General features: G+C 59.9%; 15 protein-coding genes and 1 pseudogene. 6 read left to right on the forward strand and 10 right to left on the reverse strand.

All coding sequences use genetic code 11. The annotated features are described in order from the left end of the window. Positions 1-237 precede the first annotated feature (237 nt). From CSV91_RS04815 to CSV91_RS04860, 10 genes are all read right to left on the reverse strand, one after another. Positions 238-1,179, reverse strand: coding sequence for a transketolase family protein (locus tag CSV91_RS04815; RefSeq protein ID WP_089572234.1), 942 nt, complete (start codon positions 1,177-1,179; stop codon positions 238-240). Between the two features lies 1 nt (position 1,180). Beyond that, a complete protein-coding gene (locus tag CSV91_RS04820; protein WP_099432020.1) occupies positions 1,181-2,011 on the reverse strand; it encodes a transketolase in 831 nt (276 codons plus the stop codon). Positions 2,012-2,218: 207 nt separating this feature from the next. Next, positions 2,219-3,109, reverse strand: a complete 891-nt coding sequence (locus CSV91_RS04825; protein WP_172622451.1) for a YitT family protein — start codon at positions 3,107-3,109, stop codon at positions 2,219-2,221. A gap of 164 nt (positions 3,110-3,273) precedes the next feature. Continuing rightward, positions 3,274-4,422, reverse strand: coding sequence for a peptide chain release factor 2 (gene prfB / locus CSV91_RS04830; RefSeq protein WP_099432021.1), 1,149 nt, complete (start codon positions 4,420-4,422; stop codon positions 3,274-3,276). Further along, positions 4,422-7,229 carry a preprotein translocase subunit SecA gene (gene secA, locus CSV91_RS04835; RefSeq protein ID WP_099432022.1) on the reverse strand — a complete coding sequence of 936 codons (2,808 nt, stop codon included), beginning with the start codon at positions 7,227-7,229 and terminating at the stop codon, positions 4,422-4,424. The genes prfB and secA overlap by 1 nt, the downstream gene beginning before the upstream one ends. Before the next feature lie 341 nt (positions 7,230-7,570). Continuing rightward, positions 7,571-7,996 (reverse strand): 50S ribosomal protein L31, encoded by a 426-nt coding sequence (rpmE, locus tag CSV91_RS04840; RefSeq protein ID WP_006235303.1) that lies wholly within the window; start codon positions 7,994-7,996, stop codon positions 7,571-7,573. Positions 7,997-8,363: 367 nt separating this feature from the next. Beyond that, positions 8,364-8,708: a hypothetical protein gene (locus CSV91_RS04845; RefSeq protein WP_006235302.1), complete on the reverse strand. Its 345-nt coding sequence runs from the start codon at positions 8,706-8,708 to the stop codon at positions 8,364-8,366. Between the two features lies 1 nt (position 8,709). Further along, complete coding sequence (locus tag CSV91_RS04850; RefSeq protein ID WP_157757993.1) at positions 8,710-10,398, reverse strand: ABC transporter ATP-binding protein; 1,689 nt, start codon at positions 10,396-10,398, stop codon at positions 8,710-8,712. A gap of 279 nt (positions 10,399-10,677) precedes the next feature. Then, positions 10,678-11,418, reverse strand: a complete 741-nt coding sequence (locus CSV91_RS04855; RefSeq protein WP_157757994.1) for an ABC transporter ATP-binding protein — start codon at positions 11,416-11,418, stop codon at positions 10,678-10,680. A gap of 5 nt (positions 11,419-11,423) precedes the next feature. Further along, complete coding sequence (locus CSV91_RS04860; RefSeq protein ID WP_157757995.1) at positions 11,424-13,316, reverse strand: hypothetical protein; 1,893 nt, start codon at positions 13,314-13,316, stop codon at positions 11,424-11,426. 883 nt (positions 13,317-14,199) lie between these two features. Between CSV91_RS04860 and CSV91_RS10030 the strand changes: the two genes are divergently transcribed. From CSV91_RS10030 to CSV91_RS04905, 6 genes and pseudogenes are all read left to right on the forward strand, one after another. Further along, positions 14,200-14,712 carry a DUF2975 domain-containing protein gene (locus tag CSV91_RS10030; protein ID WP_147579387.1) on the forward strand — a complete coding sequence of 171 codons (513 nt, stop codon included), beginning with the start codon at positions 14,200-14,202 and terminating at the stop codon, positions 14,710-14,712. A gap of 9 nt (positions 14,713-14,721) precedes the next feature. Next, positions 14,722-14,973, forward strand: a complete 252-nt coding sequence (locus CSV91_RS04885; RefSeq protein WP_006235292.1) for a helix-turn-helix domain-containing protein — start codon at positions 14,722-14,724, stop codon at positions 14,971-14,973. 30 nt (positions 14,974-15,003) lie between these two features. Next, positions 15,004-15,090: pseudogene (locus CSV91_RS10270) on the forward strand (hypothetical protein); the annotation flags it as partial. A 40-nt stretch (positions 15,091-15,130) separates the two neighbouring features. Then, positions 15,131-15,700 carry a tyrosine-type recombinase/integrase gene (locus CSV91_RS04895; protein ID WP_099432029.1) on the forward strand — a complete coding sequence of 190 codons (570 nt, stop codon included), beginning with the start codon at positions 15,131-15,133 and terminating at the stop codon, positions 15,698-15,700. A gap of 396 nt (positions 15,701-16,096) precedes the next feature. Continuing rightward, complete coding sequence (locus tag CSV91_RS04900) at positions 16,097-16,384, forward strand: ACT domain-containing protein (RefSeq protein WP_006235289.1); 288 nt, start codon at positions 16,097-16,099, stop codon at positions 16,382-16,384. A gap of 75 nt (positions 16,385-16,459) precedes the next feature. Next, positions 16,460-17,878 carry a citrate synthase gene (locus tag CSV91_RS04905; RefSeq protein ID WP_099432030.1) on the forward strand — a complete coding sequence of 473 codons (1,419 nt, stop codon included), beginning with the start codon at positions 16,460-16,462 and terminating at the stop codon, positions 17,876-17,878. The last annotated feature ends 66 nt before the right edge of the window (positions 17,879-17,944 follow it).

Below are 17,944 nucleotides of genomic sequence, written 5' to 3' on the forward strand. Positions count from 1 at the left end.
CCTGTGCCCGGTCTGCGACTACTAGGGGGCCGACGCACCAGCTTGAGATGCCGTGCACACAAAGTTGGGAGGGTCTGAATTGCACTTTGCTGGTCTGGGCCCGTTTCCCGAAGAAAACCCTTGCTTGGTGCGGGCCTAATTTGTTTGTTGCCGACAAAAACAGGGGCGTCCTCTTTGAGGACGCCCCTGTTTTGGATTGCATACGGTTGCTGAGGCGATACTTTGCCTCGTCTTGCCTTATGCCAAGAACTCCTTGGTGGTCGCCACGATGTTGGCGGCGTCCAGGCCATACTTGTGCAAGAGCTCGGCACCCGGGCCAGACTCACCAAAGGTGTCGTTGACGCCAATCTTCTTGAGCGGCGTCGGGCACTGCTCGCACAGGACATCGGCAACGGCGCTGCCCAGGCCACCGATCACGGAGTGCTCCTCGACGGTCACGACGTGGCCGGTCTTGGTGGCGCTCTTGACGATCAGGTCGGCGTCGATGGGCTTGATGGTGTGCATGTTGATGACCTCGGCATCGATGCCCTCGGCAGCGAGCTGCTCGGCGGCCTCGAGGGCCTCGCCGACCATCAGGCCGCAGGCGATGATGGTCACGTCGGTGCCCTCGCGCATGACGATGCCCTTGCCTACCTCGAACTTGTAGGTCTCGGGGTCGTTGATGACCGGCGAGGCCAGACGGGCAAAGCGCATGTACACGGGGCCGTCGCACTCGTAGGCGGCGCGCGTCACGGCACGGGCCTCCACGTCGTCGGCGGGAACGATAACGGTCATGCCGGGGATGACGCGCATCAGGGCGATATCCTCGCAGCACTGATGCGTAGCGCCGTCCTCGCCCACCGAAATACCGGCGTGCGTGGCGCCGATCTTGACGTTGAGGTGCGGGTAGCCGATGGAGTTGCGGACCTGCTCAAAGGCGCGACCAGCGGCGAACATGGCAAAGGTGCTCGCAAAGGCAACGCGACCGGTGGTTGCGATACCGGCGGCAACACCCATCAGGTTGCTCTCGGCAATGCCCACATCGAAGAAGCGATCGGGGCAAGCGGCCTTAAACTTGCCGGTCTGCGTGGCGGCGGCCAGGTCGGCGTCGAGGACCACAAAGTCATCGTGCTCGTTGGCGAGCTCGACGAGGGCCTCGCCGTAGCTTACGCGCGTGGCGATTTTCTTGACGTCTGCCATCCTAGAGCTCCTCTCCGGCGGCCGTGAGCTCTGCCATGGCCTGCTCAAACTGTTCATCGTTGGGGGCCTTGCCGTGCCAACCCACCTGGTTCTCCATAAAGGACACGCCCTTGCCCTTTGTGGTCTCCGCGATAATGGCAGTCGGCTGCCCCTTGGTGGCGCGAGCCTCGGCAAAGGCGGCGCGAATCTGGTCGAAATCGTTGCCGTCGGCGAGCTCCACCACATGGAACTTGAAGGCGCGGAACTTGTCGGCGAGCGGCATGGGGTCGTTGACTTCCTCGACGGGTCCATCGATCTGCAGACCGTTGTGGTCGACGATCACGCAGAGGTTATCGAGCTGCTGGTTGCCGGCAAACATGGCGGCCTCCCAGACCTGGCCCTCCTCGCTCTCGCCATCGCCCAGCAGGGCGTAGGTGCGATAGTCGTCGCCCCAGTGCTTGGCGGCAACGGCCATGCCCACGGCGGCGGAAATGCCCTGGCCGAGCGAACCGGTGGACATGTCAACGCCCGGAGTGTCGTTCATGTTGGGATGACCCTGCAGGTGGCTGCCGATGTGGCGCAGCGTCTCAAGATCCTCCTTGGGGAAGAACCCACGCTCGGCGAGCACGGCGTACAGACCCGGAGCGCAATGGCCCTTGGAGAGCACAAAACGGTCGCGATCGGCCTTGCGGGGATCGGCCGGGTCGACGTTCATTTCCTCAAAGTACAGATAGGTCATGATGTCGGCAGCGCCGAGCGAACCGCCCGGATGGCCGGACTTGGCAGCGTGCACGCCGGTGACGATGCCCTTCCTTACCTCGTTGGCAACCTTTTTGAGCTCTTCGTCGCTCATTGTGCCTTCCTTTCATCCTCATTAGACAAAATGCGCACGGCACAGAAGGTCGTCCCAACCCAGCCGCGATGCACGTACGTCCTTCATTATGCTGGAAACTGATGGCTTTACCAGACTTTTTATCATTATTTGAGCAATTGAGCAGGCAGAACCGCTGATGAAACGGTTTATCAATGTGAACGTCTTTTGGATGGAACGCGGTCGACCCTACGCGTTAATGTCCTTAAAGCCCTCACCGAAGGTTTCCGTAACGTCGGCAACCGTCACGATGGCATGAGGATCGCGCTCGCACACAATGGTCTTGAGCGTATTGAGCTCGCGACGGCTCACGATGACCATGATCACCGGCTTCTCGGCGCCCGAATACATGCCGGTCGCCTTTAATTTGGTGCAGCCGCGGCCCAGACCATACATGATGTCGGCCGCGATATCGGGGAAGTTGTCCGAGATGATGAGTACCATACGACGCTTGTTGCCGCCATCGACCACCGCATCGATCACATAGCCGCTAATCACCATCGAAAGTCCTGCGTACAGGGCATTTTCGAGCGAGAAGACCGGAGCCGATGCCGCGCATACGGCAACATCGATTGCCATAACGGTCGAGCCCACCGGCAGCGAGGTGTTACGCGAGATGATCTGGCCAATCGTGTCCGAGCCGCCGGTGTTGGCGCCGGCACGCAGCACCATGCCGTAACCGATACCCGTAATAATGCCGCCCCACATAGCGGGAAGCATCAGGTCCGCATGCGCCAGAGGTGCTACAAACGGGGCGAACAGGTCGGTAAAGAAGCCCAGCAGCACAAAGCCCGTCGCCGTCTGCACCACGTAGAACATGCCGCCCTCGCGCATAACGACCAACAACAGCAAGGCGTTCATCACGATCGTCTGAATACCAACTGGAAGCGATAGGCCGCGCGATGCACCGACCGCCTGGATAATGGTGGCAAGGCCCGTAACGCCACCGGCAGCAAGGCCGTTGGGAATCAAAAACAGGTCGGTCGCAATAGCGGCCAGAGCGCACCCCAACATAATCTGGGGCAGGTCGTGAAAGAAGTTCATCGAAAGAATGCGCTTGATGTCCAGACGGTATGCCACGCTGCCTCCCTCAAAAAAGCGCACCCCATCGGATGCGCTTTGAACTTTTGTATTCGATTCTACCGATTCGCCGGACAAAAACCACCCCTGCGCAGGGTCTACTCTGGATACAAAACCACACCGCTCGGAGGGTTTTAATCCATTTCCACATAAACCCGGGCGGTTTATGCAGATGGGGTCTCCGCGTCAGCGTTGCCAGTGGCCCAGCGATGGTAGCCAATAACAAACGGGTCCAGGTCGCCATCGTCAAGAACGGCCTCGACATTGCTGGTCTCCACGCCCGAGCGCAGATCCTTGACCATCTGGTACGGGTAGAGCACGTAGCTGCGAATCTGGTTGCCAAAACCAATCGTGGTCTTGGGCCCGCGGATCTCGTCGAGCGCCTCGGCACGCTTTTCGAGCTCAATCTCGTACAGGCGAGCCTTGAGGATCTGCATGCACGCGGCCTTGTTCTGGATCTGGCTGCGCTCGTTTTGGCAGGTAACCACAATGCCGCTGGGAAAATGCGTCACGCGCACGGCGGAGTCGGTGGTGTTGACACCCTGACCGCCCGGGCCGCTTGCATGGTACACGTCGACGCGAATGTCGTCGGGACTAATCTCGATGTCGATATCATCGGGTAGCACGGGGATGACCTCGACGCCAGCGAACGTGGTCTGGCGGCGCTTCTTGTCGTCGGTGGGGCTAATGCGCACCAAGCGGTGGACGCCGGCCTCGGCGCGCAGCATGCCAAATGCGTCCTTGCCCTCGACGGTAAAGGTCGCGCGGTCGATGCCGATGACCTCGGCCGCGGGACAGTCGTTGATGGTGACCTTCCAGCCGCGACGCTGGCAGTACTTCATGTACATCTTAAAGAGCATGAAGGTCCAGTCCTGGGCCTCCAGGCCACCCTGTCCGGGCTTGATGGTCACAATGGCATCGCCGTGATCGAACTCACCGGTAAACCAGCTCGAAAGCTCGAGCTGGTCGATAGCGCGGGCCAGGCGTTCTGCCGTAGCGGCAGCCTCCTCGCGCAATGCGGCGGCATCGGGGTCATCCCCCATCTCCTCGGCAAGCTCCAGCGCCGCGCGGGCGTCAGATAGCTCGCCGCGTGCGGTGTCCACGGAAGCGATATCTTCCTTGGTGCGCGCAATCTTCTCCATGGTGGCACGGGCGGCGTCGGCGTCATCCCAAAAGCCAGGGGCGACACTTTTGGCCTCGAGCTCGGTCACGCGCGTGCGCTTTTCGTCCAAATGGAGATACGATTCGACCTCACCGAGCCGGTCCGCAAACGCGTCCAGCTCGGCGGGCGTTACCTCTAAAGCCTCAGCCATTAACGATTCCTGCCGTGGCAGTACTTAAACTTCTTGCCGCTACCGCAGGGGCACGGGTCGTTGCGGCCCACGTTGACGTACGGATCGTCGCTCTCGGACTTGCGATAGGTGGTCACCTTGCCGCCGTTGTTGACGGCAGCCGGACCACCTTGGACAGCCGTGCGGGCCTGCACTTGCGCCTGCTTGCGCAGCACCGAGTCGCCGTTGTCGCCATCGACCTCGGCAGGACCGGAGAAGTGCGCGCCCTCGAGCGCGGGCTCCTCCTTGTGCTCCACGGCACGCGGGGCAGCCTTGATCTCGATGCGCAGAACTGTGCGCAGGTAATCCTCATACATGGTATCGACGAGTATCTGGAACGCGCCGTAGGCCTCGGTCTTGTACTCAACCAGCGGGTCGCGCTGGCCAAAGCCGCGCAGGCCGATGCCGGTCTTGAGGTAGTCCATCTCCTGCAGGTAGTTCATCCAGCGGGTATCAATGACGCGCAGCATGACCTGGGTGTTGAGTTCGCGCATCAGGTCCTCGCCCAAGCGCTCGGCCTTCATGTTGTAGCACTTCTCTACGTAAGCCAGGACATCGGCAGCCAGGGCCTCATAATCCTCGTCGGGGAACTTCGGTGTATCGATGTGGCCGGTGAGCTCCACAACCCACTTGCGCAGGCCCTCCAGGTCGCGCTCGCCATCGTGACTGTCCTTGGTGCAGAACTCCTGTACGCAGCGGTACACGGTGTCGTGCATGACCTCGGTGATGTGGTCGGTCAGGTCCTTGCCGTCCAGAATCTTATTGCGCTCGGCGTAGATGACCTGGCGCTGCTTGTTCATGACGTCGTCGTACTCAAGGACGCTCTTACGCATGGAGAAGTTGATGCTCTCGACCTTGTGCTGGGCGCTCTCGACGGCCTTGGAGATGATCTTGTGCTGGATGGGCATGTCGTCGCCCATGTCGGCCGTGACCATCATCTTGGAGACGCGGTCCATCTTGTCGCCGCCGAACAGGCGCATGAGGTCGTCCTCGAGCGACAGGTAGAACTGGGTCTCGCCCGGATCGCCCTGACGGCCGGAGCGGCCGCGCAGCTGGTTGTCGATACGGCGGGACTCGTGGCGCTCGGTGCCGATAACGGTCAGGCCACCGGCGGCAAGCACGCGCTCGCGCTCGGCCTTGCAAGTCTCCTTGGCCTCGGCGTTAAACTGCTCGAGCTGCTCGGGCGTCACGTCCTCCATGGTCAGGCCCTCGTACTCCAGGCGCTCGCGCACCAACTCGTCGGGGTTGCCGCCCAGCAGGATGTCGGTACCACGACCGGCCATGTTGGTGGCGATGGTCACGGCGCCATAGCGACCAGCCTGGGCCACGATATGGGCCTCGCGCTCGTGGTGTTTGGCGTTAAGGACCTCATGCGCGATGCCGCGCTTGGTAAGGGCGGCCGACAGCTTCTCGGAGCTCTCGATGGAGACGGTGCCCACCAGGACCGGCTGTCCCTTGGCGTGGCGACGCTCCACATCGTCGGCGACGGCGTTGTACTTGGCCTGAATGGTGCGGTACACCAGGTCCTCGTGGTCCACGCGCTGCACGGGCTTGTTGGAGGGGATGACCTCGACGGGCAGCTTGTAGATCTCGCGGAACTCGGCATCCTCGGTAAGTGCCGTGCCGGTCATGCCGGAGAGCTTGTCATACAGACGGAAGTAGTTCTGCAGGGTGATGGTGGCCAGGGTCTGGTTCTCCTCGCGTACGAGCACGCCCTCTTTGGCCTCGATGGCCTGGTGCAGGCCCTCAGAATAGCGGCGGCCTTCCATAATGCGGCCGGTGAACTCGTCGACGATCTTGACCTCACCGTTGGTGACCACATACTGCTTGTCGCGGTGGAACATGTACTGGGCCTTCAGCGCTTGCTGCAGGTGGTTGACCAACTGGCCGGAGAGATCGGCATAGATGTCATCGATACCCAGGCGGCGCTCGATCTTCTTAAGACCGCGCTCGGTAGCGGCAATGGTGTGCTTGGCCTCGTCCATGACGTAGTCGCCCGTGGGTTCAACGTCCTCGGTGGCGGTAAGCATGTCGTGCGACACGTCCTCGCCGCGCTCAAGGCCACGCACGGCACGCGCGAAGTCCTTGTAGGTACTGGCGGACTTGGTGCCAGCGCCCGAGATGATCAGCGGAGTGCGGGCCTCATCGATCAGGATGGAGTCGACCTCGTCGACGATGGCGTAGTTGTGACCGCGCTGCACGCGCTGCTCGGGACGGGTAACCATGTTGTCGCGCAGGTAATCAAAGCCGAACTCGGAGTTGGTGCCGTAGGTGACGTCGGCCTGGTAGGCCGGGCGCTTGAGCTCGAGCGGCATGTTGTTCTGGAGCAGACCGACGGTCATGCCCAGGTACTTATAGATGCGGCCCATCCACTCGGAGTCGCGCTTGGCAAGGTAATCGTTGACAGTAACGACGTGCACGCCCTTGCCGGCAATAGCGTTGAGATAGCCGGCCAACGTGGAGACGAGGGTCTTACCTTCGCCGGTCTTCATCTCGGCGATGTGGCCCTCGTGCAGCGCCATGGCGCCAATGAGCTGCACGTCAAAGTGGCGCATACCCATGGTGCGCTTGGAAGCCTCACGCACGGTGGCAAAGGCCTCGGGAAGCATGTCGTCGAGCGACTCGCCGTTGGCGTAACGCTCGCGGAACTTATCGGTCTGGCCGCGGAGTTCCTCCTCGGTCATCTTCTCAAACTGGGGCTCAAGACCGTTGATCTGGTCGACGATCTTGTAGTAGCGCTTAAGGTCCTTATCGGATCCAAAGGACAGCAGCTTTGACATGAATCCCATGTGGTTTTCCTTTTTGGCCATCGCCCACGCCGTGCAGCTGCGGGCGAGTTAAACACAGATAATTGTACTTTAGCCAAACAAGGCGCTGCCTATGCGGTCGACCTCAACCGCCACGTAATAACTACGACCAACCTGCCAAATAGGGACTGGTTTATTTTGGCAGCTTTTATCTGGGAAAACGCTGTCTCTCTGCCATTTGGTGCAAACCAACCTGTCCCCTTCGCACCAATCTGGTGCAATGGGGACAGGTTGGTTTGCACCAATAAAATGAAAAGGGCCGCGCACCCAAATGGGTGCGCGGCCCTCATGCCATGAATGCGAGTGTTTCCGCGGCGAGCTATTTACTCAGCAGCCTCGGTGGTCTCGGCCTCGGCAGCGGCCTCCTCGACGGGAGCCTCTGCGGGAGCCTCGGCGGCCTGCTTGGCAGCCTCCTCGGCAAACTTAGCAGCACGCTTGGCCTTCTCGGCAGCCTTAGCCTCAGCGGCGGCCTTGCGAGCGGCCTCGGCCTCAGCAGCCTTGGCGGCCTTGGCAGCCTTGGCCTCCTCGGCCTTCTTGAGCTGGGCGGCAGCGGCGCCACCGAACTTGTCGGCGAAGCGCTGGACGCGTCCACCGGTGTCGACGAACTTCTGCTGGCCGGTGTAGAACGGGTGGCACTCGTTGCAAAGCTCGACCTTCATCTCGGACACGGTAGCGTGCGTCTTGAAGGTGTTGCCGCAGGAGCACGTCACCGTGCACTCGACATACTGGGGATGGATACCCTGCTTCATGGTAGGACTCCTTATTGGTCAGGCGCTGGTTACCGATCAGCGCATAAGGCGTCTTGGTTTCCGACCAAGACAACAAACTCGGCTATGGTACCACGGCGCCGCGTGTCCCACAAAAGGTTCACGGTCTTTTCGGAACGACACGAATCTGACCCATCGAAACACATCTCCACCGTTCCTTCAACTGGGAAAATGCCGTCCCCGGGGCCTGAGAAGGGCCCCGGGGACGTTCGACTGACTGCGGGAACGGCCTTTCCGCTCAATGTGTTCGGCTGAGATCGGAAATCAACCAAACTGAACTAGGTTCAGTTGACATGGTTAAAAACGAGGGGCGACGCTTTTGCGTCACCCCTCGTCCCGGCCGGTTGCTTTAGTTGTACACACGGTAGTTACACTTGAACTGGGTTATGTGTCCATAGTTGGAGCGGTACCAACCCGACGTATAGCTGATTGCCTCTGCGCCTAGATAGTCGTAGCCCTTGTTGTAGCGAAGCTGACGGTAGGTCGTGTCGTACTCTGCTACGTAAAACGTGTCTCCAGAGAAGGCTTTGTACCGGTCCTTAACCGTCGAAGCCATGTACGCGGGTTCGACATCGCCTTTCTCCCCGTTGAGCGCATAGACGGGTGCCGCGATTCCGCATAAAGCCGTTGCCACGAGGATGGCGTAGACAGCCATGCGCGACGCATTGGACTTCAGCTGTTCAAATAGTTTCATGTCATTCACCTCGCTCGTATGTATCGAGGTATTCCTGCTTGAGCGTCTGCGAGGACGACTTGATCTTTTCCACGAGCGTGCCGGCCTCGATGAAGTAGAACGAGTTGGTGAGGTCTGCCAGGTCGTCGAGTAGATGGCTTGAAATGAGCACGCTGCGTCCCCGCGCCACCTCGCTGCGCATCGCGTCGCAGGAGGTTTTCCGTTTTCCCGGATCGAGGCCGTTCAGCGGTTCATCGAGGATAAGGTACGGGCAATCGGTCGCTATCGCCATGGCAAGCTTTACCTGCTGCTTCATTCCTGTCGAGAGTTTACGGGTCGGCTTGTCGAGATATGGGGAGATTCCGAGGGAGTCGCAGAGCGAGTCGATGTCGGCGGCCGATTTCCACGCCTCCCTAACGAAAGCAAGGTGCTCAATGGCCGATAGCGTGGGATAGAGATCCGCGCCGCCCGAAGAGCTCAGGTAGACGAGTTCTGCAAATTCGGCTGATCGACGTTGGCAGATTCCGTCTGCCGCCAGGCTTCCCGAGCGGATGCGGGTGGGAAATTGGCCCGACAGCGCTTCAAGAAGGGTGGTTTTCCCCGAGCCGTTGGGAGCAACGAGGCCCGCCGCCGTTCCCGGGCTCAGGAAAAGCGACCCGATTGAAAGTATCGTCGTGCTTCCGTATCCCACGCTCGCGTCTAGAAGCTCGAGCCCATGGTGCTTTTTCGCGGGTCCAGGCTGTTTGGGGGAACGTGTCGCAACGGCGCCGACCGTAAAAAAGACCGCGACGTATGCCAGGGCCACGGCAAGCATCGATGCGCTGCCTGAACCGGAGCCAATGAATTCTGTCGGGAAGCATCCTACGTAACCCGTTGCCTCGATAGGCGAGAACACGGCCAGCGGCAGGAGATTGAGCGCGGCGTTATGCTCCAGCGCCGAATCGGACAATAACGGGAATGCCGGGGCCGCGACAAGCAGCGCGGAGGCAAGGGGGCCTGCGAAGACGCGCCTCGTTGCGGTCGATAGGACGACGGAGCAAACGGATATCAAGGTTCCGCCCGCAAGCAGCGCGAGAAGCAGGGTCGTGAAGACGTCTCCCGCGGTCGTGGTGGCAAGCACGCCGTTATGGAAGAAGGCGATCGGGTACCCAGTTTGCCCGAAGCCGTTTAGGGCCAAGGCGTAAATGCTCCCGGGTGCAAGGCCGGCGAGGAGCATCGCGGTCCCCGCGCCAATTATCGAAAACACGGTTTGGATAAGGCGCCGGAATTTGGGCACGGGCGCCTTTGCCGCCAGGGTCCCGGGCCTTGTGGCGCCGAGCACGAGTATCGACGAGAGAAGGAAGGGGATGAAGGGAAGGAAAGACGGCGCCTGGGCAATGGCGTAAGGCAGGAAGGAAAGGAATGGCAGGTCGTTTGCGGAGGCCGGGATATCCGTGATGCCGGAGCTGCTCAGAGCGCGGCAATACGCGAGGTCTGCGTCATTGGTCTCTCGGTCTCCCACGATGGACCCGGATTGGAAGCCTTCGTCCATGAGCGCGTAGTAGCTCTCGGCAGAGTCGAGAAAGGCGGCGTCGGTTTGAGCGGCGAGGGCGGCGTTCGCGTATCTTGCAAGCTCAGCGTCATCTTGCTGCTCTGGCGATAGGTCTGTGCCGCTGGCCTGGGGCGCGCGCGTATTGAATGCGTCGACGAAGCCCTGCATGCCCTGCTTCATGAAGAAGGGCCCGTAGATGGGTGAATTGAACGCAATGGGGATGGAGAAGGCTGCAGCGAGAACGAGCGTACAAATCCATACGGCCTTGTCTCTTAGGATTAGTTTGAGAAGAAGTCGACAGTACATTTAGAAGCACCTACGTTCCTCAAAGAATTGTTAGATTAAAAGTAACAGACCGGATGAAGATACGTGCGACGGGGGCGAGGCGAATGGCTGAGCGGTATCGATATGCGGGTTCAACGGTATCACATTGGCCACATAGATTTTTAACTTGCATTTCTACCCGCCCTTTTCGTAGAGTCGCCGATACGTGCTTAGCGCACCCTCGGCGCGTCCGGCAGGCTTTGCGAAATGGGATCCAGGAGACTTCGGCGCAGCATCATCTTGCGGAATGCTTCTAATGAGCCTCCCATCCTTCAAAAACAGAATCTCATCGCACAGCCTATCGACCGAATCCAAGATGTGGGATGACATGATGATGCACGTACCAGAATCGGCCAGCTTCCTGAGAATCTCGGAATGCAAGTCCACCCTGCTGGGGTCGAGCGCGTTCATGGGCTCATCTAATAGAAGGTACCGCGCGCCCGTCGCATACGCAATCGCCAGGGTAAGCTGCTGCTTCATGCCCTGGCTCAGAGTGCGGATCCTCATCTTCGCGAACTCGCCTATCTGCGTTTGTTCCACTATCTCTTCGATATCGCGAGCATGCGGCCACATATCGCAAACCATCTTGAGGTGATCTTCCGCACGCAATCCGGGATACAGCAGCGTCCCCTCACCAGGTGCATAGAAGATCATAGAACGGACCTCTCTCGCACCCGTACCCTGCACCTCATTCAGAACGATGCTCCCGTCCACGCGAGGACCCGGCAAACCTGCCATCGCACGCAGCAACGTCGTCTTTCCATGCCCGTTCGGAGCGACGAGACCGTAGACCGTACCCGGGGCAAACTCAGCGTTCACCGAATCTACGAGCACCTTCTTTCCATAAGAGATCGTCAGCGTTTGAAGGTCAATCATCGAGATCATCCCCTTTCGATCTTTGGAACACTCAGGCGCACCATCAACGGAGATACGGCGCCCAAGACCACCAGCAGAGCGCCCGATGCGCCGACGACCTCTCCAAAAGGCATCGCGTTCGTCCCTCGCCCAAGGAACCCAATCGTCCCCACCTGGGAAGCGGGATCAAACGAGGCGAATGGAGCCAGCAGCGCGACGCCCATGCCCACGCTTTCAACATGAGCGCTCAACGAACCCAACACCAAGAGAACCGCGCAAACCATTCCGGTGACAACGGGGTTGCGGCTAATCGCTGCTGTCAACGCAGCGACGACGGAAATCACGCCGTATGCCATGACCAGCAACGGAATACTGCACAACACCGCCTCCCCCACCATGGACGTTGTCGAAGCTCCCGCCCGAATGAGAGCGACGGGATACTCCGATCCACCCGCACCGTTCTTAATCACGGACACAACGACAGCGGGAACCATCGACACCAAAAGCAGCACCAAGCCAAGCAGGAGAGCCAGCGCAACAGCCGTCAGAAAACGCACATGCGCTGTTGCGGGGATCTGGAGAACCAGAAGGGAACGACACTGCAGGTGGGTGCACGCGAGCGATGTGACAACCACGGGCAACAGCAAAAATAAGGAGGGAAGCGCTGCCTGGAGATACGAAAGGAGGATTAATGGGGGCATCTTCGTACTTAACTCGTAAACCTTGGGGTCCGGCAAGCTCGCGATCGACTCAAGCAGAAGGGCGCGCGCCTCCGCACGAGAAGGAGTCTCCGGCTCGATTCCGATCGATTGCAGGAGAGTCGCATCTGCCGCGCCCAGCTCACCTCGAGCGCGCTCGTACGTCGCAAGGCTTCGAAACCCCTCCGCAGGCATAGGCGCGTACACGAAACCCGAAAGAGCATCCCGCATGTCTTCCAGGGCCGCTTTGCCCTCGACGTCCATATTCGCAGCGTTCTGCTCTAGATACCGATCTATTGAACGGAGCTCCCCATCCCTATACCGAACAGCGGAAACGTTATCAGCGTCAGGAAACATCTCGACCAGAGCCGGGGCCAGCATCGTCGTCGACATTGCAATCGCGCATACGGCGAGGGTAGGAGAACGCAGGAGCAGTTTCCCCATCGTTCTTACGTATGCAACGGCGGAGGCACAAGCGCTCGAACGAGTTGCCGTTCTCGATGCAGTGAAGGAACCTCTCTCAAGACAAATCGGGGATATCGGGCACGCGCAGCCGCTCTTTCCAGCAACGCAAAGCAGGCTAATTGCCAGCACCTCGATCCCGATTGCGCATACGAGGGCAATCGCGCCACGCTCGAAGCAAAGTCCAGGCAGATTCACTATCTGCGTTGTCGGGTACGGGCTATAGGCGCCGACGGTCAACTCAGCGTTCGCATACGTAAGGGGATTCAACAGGGCGAACTCACGTAAAGCGATGGATCTTCCGTAATACCCGGGAACCATCGTCACCCCCATCAGGGCACATACGAACACGATTCCAAGCGTAGGGTTATTGGCAATCTTCACGGCAAGGTGAACGACAAGCAAGATGAACGCTGCCACCAAGAATTGCAAGATGGCCGTCTGCGCGAACACCAGCCAAGCCGGTTTGATAACCGGAGTCGCATATTGAATGTAGCCTATCGGATAGAACGGCGAGCCCGGGCCATTCTTCACAAGCGCGGCGATTATCCCTGGAAGATTGATGGCGAGGACGGCAAGCATTGCAAAAACACTCGCCCATACGCTCGATGCAACAAGTCTACCCAGCTCGCCCATCGGTGCCTGGATGATGAGCTTTTCACGTTTGTTAAGACGCGCGGCAAGGAACGAGACGGCAACGGCCGTTGCGACCCATAGCAAGTACTCCTTCGATCCGTCATAGATAGGTGTACTCTCCATCCGATATCTGCAGAAACGGAAGTAGGGGAGAGAGCGGTGCCAAGATAAGACGTCCCGCGGCAAGAGGGTACAGAAGCGCGGGCATGCTTGATGAAGAGGTATAGACACCGTCCTCCCCCGCATTCACAAGCGCATCCGCATAGGATGCTGACAATTCCTGCTCAACACGGGTTATTCCCGACTCGAGGTATTCGACCCGTCCGTCGATGCCAGCCGCGCTCCTGAAGACGGGCAGAGCACAAAGAACCATCAACGCAACAACGACAACACAGAGCGACCTGGAGGAGAGAAGCGACCTAAAGATCGCCTTCGAGATTTTGAGCATATTCATCGCCAACCTTAACCTCATCCAGTCGGAACAGAGGGGCCGAACAAAATGCTCGGCCCTTCCTCGCATCTAGTAGGTGCTATAGACAAATTGCCATTTATCAGTTGTGCCAAGAACACCACAGGAGCACATTGCAGCGAGGCGGGATTCCCTATGATGCGCGGATCGGCGATAGCCATTTCGGTAGGAGATCGTCTTGTAAGAGATGTTGAACATCGAGATGCTGTGCCCGCTTACGCCGCGAGGACAGCTGTAGCTCCAGTAGGTATCGATGACGTCGTCCGTATACCCGAGGGGCTCAACGAGGGCACACTGGCTGCTCTCCTGGGAAGGAGGCATCGGGGTATCCGCAAAAGCGGGGGCTCCCGGCAGCAACAGACAAAGAGCGAGGCCGAGGAAAACCAAGAGCTTACACGACTTAACAGTACTGAACATAATCCTCTCCAATCTAGAGGGGTTTCGGTTGCAGTATGCTGTGATTACTTGCCGGCAAAGTCAATTTAACATAAACTGTTAAAAAGTAACCTGAGTTTTTTAAATTCTTCGGAGGTTATTATGAGTTCCGACAATCGCACTCCCCGGCTTCATTCCTTCCGCATCGCATGTGCGATAGCCTCTGCGACCCTTTGCGCCACCGCCATCGCACAAGTGGCGTTCTCCTTAAAGCCAGCAATCGAAGTGCTCGACAACCCTGTAATTGCAGACTCCCCCGCGTATCCAGCCCTTGCGATCTCGACATTGGTCCCTGCCGTCATCGGTATCGCTACGACCATCCTCAGCGCCGTTCTCGTGTGGACGATCAAGAGCGGAGACCCCTTCAAGAAAGGGTCTGCGACATGCTTGAAGGTGCTCGGCATTCTCTTCGTTGCTCAAGCTGCCACCAGCCTCTACGCCGGCTCACTCAAAACCTCCGTTTCGATGTTTGGCGGCGAGGGGGCCGTCGGCGCCCAAGAGATCGCTTCATCATTCGATTGGACCTCTCTGGTTCTCGGCATCGTCCTGTTCATGCTTTCCCAGCTCTTCTTGTACGCCCGAGAGCTGTACCTCGACTCCGACGAGATTGCGTAAGGAAACGCCATGCCCGTAATTGTTCGCCTCGACAAGATCATGGCCGAGCGAAAGATTTCCTCGAACGAACTTGCCGAAAGGATTGGAACCACGCCCGTGAACCTGTCCCGTATTAAAAAAGGGCATATTCGCGGCATTCGCTTCAACACACTCGAGCAGCTATGCCTCGCCCTTCGTTGCCAACCCGGAGACCTTCTCGAAGTCATGAGCGAAGAGGATGCCCGAAAGGAGTTCGGACTCGATTGGTCCGCCGAGGATTAGAGGGCGGTCGTACTCGCCTTGCACACGGGGATGCGAATCGGCGAGGTCTGCGGCCTTCGGTGGTGCGATGTGGATTTCGAGACGGGTCTGATCTCGATCAGACACTCGGTGGCGTACGCGAAGGGAATGGGTTCGTTCATCAAGGACACCAAGACCCATGACGCCAGGGGTATCCCCATCGACCCGGTCGGCCTACTCCCCCTTCCTGAAGGAGACCCACGAGATCGACTGCGGAAAGCTGCGCTTGCGCGGCCTTACCGGGGCGGTCGAGATCGGGGACTGCTACATCCTGTCGGAGCCGGGCGCGACCTTCGCGACGACAAGCTATATCCGCAGGGCGTTCAAGACGTTCTCGGAGACCAACGGCCTCATGGGCACCAACGACGAGCTGATCACGTTCCACGGCCTTCGCCACACGTTCGCAACGCAGTGGATCCGCCAAGGCGGCGACATCAAGGCGCTCCAATCGATCCTCGGCCACAAGGACGCCATGGCGACGCTCAACGTCTACGCCGACATCGAGCCCATCTCCAAAATCCATAACATGCTGCGCGCCACGCCGTGCCTTTGGCGCGGGCACCTCGGGCCGAGGGTCGATCCGGGTCCCATGTTCCAACAGAGGATCCAGGAGTCCATCGAGACGCTCCAGGCGTTCGGCTACGGCATCACCGAGCCGGACGACCGAAATATCGCCATACGCGACGTGAAGACGAACAGTTGGCTCTAGCTCACCGAGTACGCGGCAGTGCTGGGCCCATCCCAACTGAGGTCACGGTGGTCCGATAGGGGCGCCGCCCGCGGCATGCGCCGCGGAGCGGTATCCCCTACCGAAGGGCGGGGATGCCCTCCGCTTCCAGTTCGGAATCAGCCGTCGGAGGCGTTCGGCTGACTGCGGGAACGGCCTGTCCGCTCAATGTGTTCGGCTGAGATCGGAAATCAACCCAACACGAGCCGGACACGCGCCAGACGGCTCTTCCCCGTGCGGCCTTCCCCCTTACGCTCATGTTGCAGGCATGTAACGCCGCAGCGAGCGCGCCTTTTTTGCGCCAGACAGGTACAATGATGAACACTGTACCGTAGCGGAGCGCCCCGCGCGCGCCGCAACCACGCGAAAGGGTTTCCCATGGCCGAGATCTCGTCCTCCCGTATCGTCATCACCGTCCTTGGCAAGAACCGCCCCGGCATCGTCGCCGGCGTCACCCGTGTCCTAGGCGAGGCCAACGTCGACATCCGCGACATCACGCAGTCCATTATCGAGGACATCTTCACCATGACCATGCTGGCCGATACCGCCGAGTCCAAGCTCGACTTCGCCGAGCTGCAGAAGGCCCTGGCCGAGGCCGGCGAGCTTTCGGGCGTCAACGTGTCCATCCAGCGCGAGGACGTCTTTAACTTTATGTACCGCCTGTAGCGAACAGGCCGCTGGGGATAGCCTGACGCGCGTATGCCCGCAAGCCACCCCGATGCGGCCCGGAGAGGAGCGCGCATGGCCTACGACGCCAAGAAAATCTATTACCGCTTCGATGACCACTTGAGCCGCCTGGTTCTGGATTACGAAGCAAGCCGCCAGATTTCGTCTGAGAGCGAAAGTCTCTACCACGGCCTGCCGACCGACCCTTATGACGAGGGCCTGTTTGTCGAGCACAATGTCAAGCGCGGCCTGCGCAATGCCGACGGCTCGGGCGTGGTCGCGGGCCTCACTCGTATCTCGGATGTGCACGGCTACAACAAGGTCGACGGAAAGGTCGTGCCCGATCAGGGCAAGCTCACGCTTCGCGGCTACAGCATCGAGGATCTGGTCAACAATGCCCAGGCCGAGAATCGCTACGGCTACGAGGAAGTCGCCTATCTGCTTATCACGGGTTCGCTGCCCAACAAGGAAGAGCTCGACGGCTTTTGCGAGCGCCTGGGCGCCTTTAGACATCTGAGTGACGAGTACGTTAAAGAGTTCCCTATGACCACGGTGTCGTCGAGCATCATGAACGTGCTCCAGCGCGCCGTACTGCTGCTCTACGCCTTCGATGCCGAACCAGACGTGATCACGCCCGAGCACGAAATCGACGTCGCCATTTCCATGCTCGCACGTCTCCCGCGCATCGCCGCCTTCGCACACATGGCCTCGGTCGCCAAGCTTCGCGGCTCCGAGGTTCACGTGCCGCACCCCACGCCCGGTCTCTCCACCGCCGAGACCATCCTACAGGTCCTGCGCGGCGGCATGGCGTTCACCCGCGATGAGGCGATGCTGCTCGACGTTATGCTCATGCTGCATGCCGAGCACGGCGGCGGCAACAACTCCACGTTTGCCTGCCGCGTGCTGTCCTCCTCGGCCACCGACCCGTATTCCGCTTATGCCGCGGCCATCGGCTCGCTCAAGGGCCCGCGCCACGGCGGTGCCAATGCCAAGGTCGTGTCTATGCACGAGGACATCCGCGCGCATGTCTCCAACTGGGAGGACGAGGACGAGGTCGCAGCCTACCTGGGCAAGATCCTCGACAAGCAGGCCTTCGACGGCACGGGTCTCATCTACGGCATGGGCCACGCCGTCTACACGCTGAGCGACCCGCGCGCCGAGGTGTGCCGCCGTTACGCGCGCACACTTGCCGCCAAGAAGGACCTGGGCGATGAATTCGCACTCATCGAGCGCATCGAGCGCCTGGCACCGCAGGTGATGCGCGACCACGGCATGACCAAGCCCATCTGCGCCAACATCGACCTGTACACGGGCTTTATCTACAAGATGCTCGGCGTGCCCGAGACGCTCTTTACGCCGCTGTTCGCCGTCGCCCGCATGGCCGGCTGGTCGGCACACCGCATGGAAGAGCTCTTCTGCGCGCATCGCATCATCCGCCCGGCATACCGTCCGGTGATCGAGCCGCTGGAGTACAAACCGCTCGCCGACCGCTAGGACGCGAACCGTTATAGAACTCAAGCGTGGCCAGGGCATCGCCGCCCTCGGCCACGCTTTTTATGC

The organism is Collinsella aerofaciens (assembly GCF_002736145.1).
GTDB classification, from domain to species: Bacteria; Actinomycetota; Coriobacteriia; order Coriobacteriales; family Coriobacteriaceae; genus Collinsella; species Collinsella aerofaciens_A.